We start from the raw sequence: 5,690 nt of genomic DNA on the forward strand, positions 1-5,690 counted from the left end.
TAAATTTAAAGCAAAATCATAATCTTACACAAAATTAGTTTTCAAATTGTCATATTGATGATTTTTTTTATTTCATCAAGAGTTTTCGACAAAATTAAAGAATTAAAGCTTGAATTTATAATTTATTGTTTGATATAATAATAAAATAGGAGTTTTATAAAATGATTGAAGATACAGTAATTGCTCCAGCAACTGCAATGGTAAAGCAAGCAATTGCAATTATTCGCATGTCTGGAGTAGATAGTTATAAAATTATTAATAAAGTTTTTTCAAAAAAAATTATTCCACACGGAAATCAAATTTACTATGGTTATTTAAGAGATGGCAAAGAAATTATTGACCAAGTTATTTTGGTTTGTTTTCAAAAACCTAATTCTTTTACTGGAGAAGATATTATTGAAATTAATTGCCATGGTGGCGTATTAGTTACAAATAATATTATTAAGTTATTACTAAAAAATGGAGCACGTTTAGCAAATAAAGGTGAATTTTCACAACGAGCGTTTTTAAATGGAAAACTTAATTTAATTCAGACAGATGCTATTAATAACTTAGTTAATGCGACAAATGATACTAGTGCAAAAATAGCTTTGAATAATTTGCAAAATAAAAATACTTATTTAATTAGTACATATCGTGATGAATTATTAGATATCATTGCAAATATTGAAGTAAATATTGATTATCCTGAATATGATGGTGTTGGTGATTTAACTACACAAGAATTAAACCAACGGTTATTAATTTTAGAACAAAAAATTAATGATTTAGTTAAAATTAGTAAAGTTGGAAAAATGATTGATGATGGTATTAATGTCTTAATTTTAGGAAAGCCAAATGTTGGAAAATCATCATTATTAAATGCATTAATGAACGAAGATAAAGCTATTGTTTCTAATTTGCCAGGAACAACAAGAGATATTGTTGAAGGAAAGATTAATTTAGGACCATTAACATTAAATATTATTGATACAGCTGGCTTACGTGAGACAGTTGATAAAATTGAGCAAATTGGAATTGATAAAGCACGTCAACAAGTTATTAATGCTGATTTAATTTTAATTGTTGCTGATAATTATGCTGATTTAATGAATTTAATTCCCGAACTTAAAAAACTAATTAAAAATAAAGAATATTTGTTAGTTTTAAATAAAAGCGATTTACTTAATATGCAAGTACAAAATGAAAATTTGCAACAAAATATTCTTTTAATTTCAGCATTAAACCGAGATATCAACTCTCTTATTGATAAAATTTTAAATTTATATAAAACAGCCCAGATTACAAAAGATGATCAACTAGTTTTGTCAAATATAAAACAAATTTCTTTATTAGAGAAGGTAGCAAATTCAATAAAAAATGCATATAATAATAGTACCAGTGGATTTCCGGTTGATATTATTAATGTTGACTTACATGAGGCTTGAGAAATATTGGGTGATATTCTAGGTGAAAACTATGAAGAAGACTTATTAACAACAATTTTTAGTAAGTATTGCCTAGGAAAATAGGAGGAAAATATGCAAGGAATTTTTGACACACATTGTCATTTAATGTCACATGAATATGAGAACGAAGAAACATCAGCTATTATTGCTGATGCTAAAATTAGTGGCGTGTTTTGACTTAATAATGTTGGTTATGATTTAGATTCTAGCCAAGCAGCAGTTCGCCATGCAATGCATTATGATAATGTTTTTGCAACAATTGGGTTTCATCCAACTGATGTTGCTAAATATGGGTTTTCAGATTTAGAGAAATTAGATCAATTATTAAATAGTGATAAAGTAATTGCTGTTGGCGAAATTGGTTTAGATTATTTTCATAAAACTGTTTCTCCAGATTTACAAAAGCATTGATTTATTAAACAAATTGAATTAGCAAAACAACATAATCTTCCACTTGCCATTCATTGCCGTGATGCTTATGAAGATTGTTATGAAATATTAAAAGAACAAAAAATAACACAAGGTTTGATGCATTGTTATAATGGAACAATTCAAATGGCTCAAAAATTTTTAGATTTAGGATTTTATCTTTCGTTTGCTGGTAATATTACTTTTAAAAATGCTCAGGAATTACGGGAAGTTGCTAAAATGGTACCATTAAATAAAATTTTAGTGGAAACTGATGCACCATATTTAACTCCTGATCCATATCGAGGGAAAAAGAATTATCCTAAATTTATTATGTATACAGTTAAAAAATTAGCAGAATTAAAGAATATGCCGGTTGAAGAAATGATTCTTATTACTAATAAGAATGCACGCAAGTTATTTAATCTTGATTAATTTTTAATTTCAAATTTAAAAATTACAATAAAAAAATATTAGGTTAACCTAATATTTTTTTGCTTCAATTTATTTTCTTTTTTTACCTAATGACGATAATAATCCTTTTTCTTGGAAATTATATAAACCATCTTCGATGTTTTTCTTAATTGTTTTTTCAAAGATTTTTGTTCCTTCGATAACACAATTTAATGGATCTGAAGCTATTTTGGTTGGTAATTGGAAAATATCAAAGAAATATTTATCAATATTTCTAATTAAAGCTCCTCCTCCACAGATTGTAATTCCATTTCTCATAATATCACCAGCTAATTCTGGTGGTGTATTTTCTAATAATTCAATTACTAAATCTGTAATTTTAGAAAATGCATTTAATAAAACATTTCTAATTTCTTCTGAAAAGATTTTTGCTTCTTTTGGTAATCCTGAAACAATATCACGTCCGTAGATTTGCATTGATCTTTCGTTATGGTATTTAACTAATGAACCAATGAATTTTTTAACATTTTCAGCTGTTTTTTGCCCAATTGCAATGTTATATTCTGAACGAATGTATTTACGAATATCATCATCAAAATGATTTCCGGCAACTTTAATTGATCTTGAAACAACGATATCACCTGATGAAATAATAGCTAAATCAGCTGTTCCTCCACCAATATCAATGATTAAATGACCTTGAGGTAATTCAATATTAATTCCTGCTCCTAAAGCGCCCATTTTAGCTTCTTCTTCAATGATAACTAATTCAGCGCCCATTTCTTTAGCAACATTTTTTAATGCTTCTCTTTCAAGTTCAGTAACTCCACTTGGACATGCTAATAATACAATAGCATTTTTTCAAATGTTCATCATTTTCATTCTTGAAAAGATATGTTTTAATAAATCTTGTGCAGCTTCCATGTCTGCGATAACTCCATCTACTAATGGTGTTACCATTCTAATATCTCCGTGTGTTTTTCCTACCATATCATAGGCAGCTTTCCCTAAAGCAATTAAACTATTAGTTTTATTGTTATAAGCCATTAATGATGGTTCATTGTAGACTACACCTTGTCCTGAAACATATGCTAAAACATTAGCAGTTCCTAAGTCAAGAGAAATAAATGGTCTAGTTTCTGGTCTCACGTTTTTGTCCTCCTTAACAATTTAATAACTATTATAATCAATTAATGATTATTCTAGTAATTTAATTCTTTTACATGCATTGATTCTAATCTTAAGATATCAAAGATGTCTGATTCGAATTTTTTAGTTCCATTAATAACAGCTAATAATGGTTGTTCTCCAATTTTTGATGGTAATTGTAATGTATCTGTAAAGTAACGATCAATCCCGTTGATTAAAGCTCCTCCTCCACAGATTGTAATTCCATTTCTGAAGATATCACCAGCTAATTCTGGTGGTGTTTCTTCTAACACTTGAACTGTTAGGTCAATAATTCTTGACACTGGTACTTTTAATACTTCTCTGATTTCTTCAGGTGTTACTTCAATTTCTCTTGGTAATCCTGAAACAACATCACGTCCATAAACTTTCATTCTTCTTTCGTCAGGGTATTTTGATAATGACCCAATTTCGATTTTAATTTGTTCAGCAGTTTTTGATCCAATTTCTAGACCATATTGTGAACGAATGAATTTTTGTGCTTCATCATTTAAGTAATTTCCAGCAACTTTAACTGATTTTGATAATACGATATCTCCTGAGGCAATAACAGCAATATCTGTTGTTCCTCCTCCCATATCAATCACTAGGTTTCCAGCAGGTTTGTAAATATCAACCCCGCCACCTAATGCAGCCATTTTAACTTCTTCTTCTACAAAAACTTTTGATGCTCCTAAGTTCATAGCAATTTTTTTCAAAGCAGCTTTTTCTAATTCAGTAATTACTGATGGACAAGCCAATAACATAATTGAATGTTTTAATTGTTTTGTAATACGTAGTTTTGTAAAGATATATCTTAATTGTGCTTCTGTTGCACGAATATCTGTAATAACTCCGTCAACCATTGGTCTAACAATACGAATTGACTTATTTCCTTTTCCGATCATTTTGTAAGCTTCGGCTCCTACAGCAATAATTCTGTTTTCTTTAATTCTGTAAGCAACAATTGAAGGCTCATTGTAAATGATTCCTGAACCTGAAACATATACTAATGTATTAGCAGTTCCTAAATCCATAGAAACGAAAGCCGGTTTTTTTGCACTATTAAATAAAGCCATGTAATTTTGTCCTCCTGTTTCTTGTTAAATTAATTAGTTAGATTAATATATTTGTGATTAATCAATAAATGAATTGCAAGTCTCTATATTTATTTTCAGATAGAGAATACAATACAAAAATATTATAACATAAATCCTAATCTTTTGTAGAATAAACGATGAAATAGGACAAAACAACTCTTATTAATTAAAAGAAAGGAGTTGTTTTTTTAATTAAAAAATGACTCACTTAACATGTTAAATTATTTAATTTCATATTTTTGTAAAAATAAACTATTAAAAATTAAATAGTGTTTTAAGTGTGTCAAAATTGTACTTTTTTTTAACAATCAATGTTTTAAAACAATGTTTTTAATCTTTGTTTCTTAATAAACATTGAACTAAAGCAGTTGTCTACAACATTGATTATAAACAATGTTTTTAATGGAGGTTTTTATATATATAAGAAAATTAAGAAAAAAACATTGAAAAAATCAATGATTTAGCAATCAATTCTTCTTATGTATCTAAACAAAAAGAAATATTAGAAGAATGAATAATTTAAATAATAAATCAATAACAAATATTTTTATTAACAATAAATTAATAAAATTACGAACCAATAATGCTATTTTTATAAATTTACCTAATCATGGTAATCATATAGGATGATGGCTTAATAAAGTTTTTGTTTATCCAAGCAAAAAATATATTAGACTTCTTGCATAACCTAGTTATTTTAAAATTCCTATAATTTCTATTTTAAATATATTTTATAGGAATTTTAAAATAACTAGGTTATGCAAGAAGTCTATTAAGTAATATGGTTAATTTATTTGATACTTTAAATGAGTATAAAGGTTATTATGAAACAGAAATTGATTTAAAACAAATTGACCCAACAATTCAAAGTATAAATAAGTTTATGGATACTTATGAAAATATTGAAATAAATAATATAGGTAATTTTTCTATTACTAATACTGCAATTACAATTGAAAATTATGATTATAGTGATACAGAATTATTTGCAGGAAGAGGTCAATGTAATTTTAATTTGGGTAAAATATCTGACCTTAGTTATGAAGAGGGTGGAAGTCAACAAATAACAAATGCTAATTTTCCTCAAAATCAAATTGTTAAAACAAATGAAATTTCAACAGAAATTAAACAATTTGTTACAAGTTATGCWRAT

Annotated in this window: 5 protein-coding genes; 3 read left to right on the forward strand and 2 right to left on the reverse strand. The window is 26.9% G+C overall.

Annotated elements, in window-relative coordinates; genetic code table 4:
- Positions 1–161 precede the first annotated feature (161 nt).
- Positions 162–1,511, forward strand: a complete 1,350-nt coding sequence (gene mnmE, locus EHV01_RS02790; RefSeq protein ID WP_422066104.1) for a tRNA uridine-5-carboxymethylaminomethyl(34) synthesis GTPase MnmE — start codon at positions 162–164, stop codon at positions 1,509–1,511.
- Positions 1,512–1,520: 9 nt separating this feature from the next.
- On the forward strand, positions 1,521–2,291 hold the full coding sequence (locus tag EHV01_RS02795) for a TatD family hydrolase (protein WP_422066105.1): 771 nt from the start codon (positions 1,521–1,523) through the stop codon (positions 2,289–2,291).
- 69 nt (positions 2,292–2,360) lie between these two features.
- Here the strand turns inward: EHV01_RS02795 and EHV01_RS02800 are convergent, their stop codons facing one another.
- Positions 2,361–3,419: a rod shape-determining protein gene (locus EHV01_RS02800; protein ID WP_422066106.1), complete on the reverse strand. Its 1,059-nt coding sequence runs from the start codon at positions 3,417–3,419 to the stop codon at positions 2,361–2,363.
- A 53-nt stretch (positions 3,420–3,472) separates the two neighbouring features.
- Positions 3,473–4,516 (reverse strand): rod shape-determining protein, encoded by a 1,044-nt coding sequence (locus tag EHV01_RS02805; protein WP_400248956.1) that lies wholly within the window; start codon positions 4,514–4,516, stop codon positions 3,473–3,475.
- An 802-nt stretch (positions 4,517–5,318) separates the two neighbouring features.
- Between EHV01_RS02805 and EHV01_RS02810 the strand changes: the two genes are divergently transcribed.
- Positions 5,319–5,690: hypothetical protein (locus tag EHV01_RS02810; protein WP_422066107.1), on the forward strand; the 372-nt coding region annotated here is incomplete at its 3' end.

Origin of the sequence: Spiroplasma sp. hy2, from assembly GCF_044714365.1 — a bacterium.
Taxonomy (GTDB): domain Bacteria; phylum Bacillota_I; class Bacilli_A; order Mycoplasmatales; family Mycoplasmataceae; genus Spiroplasma; species Spiroplasma phoeniceum.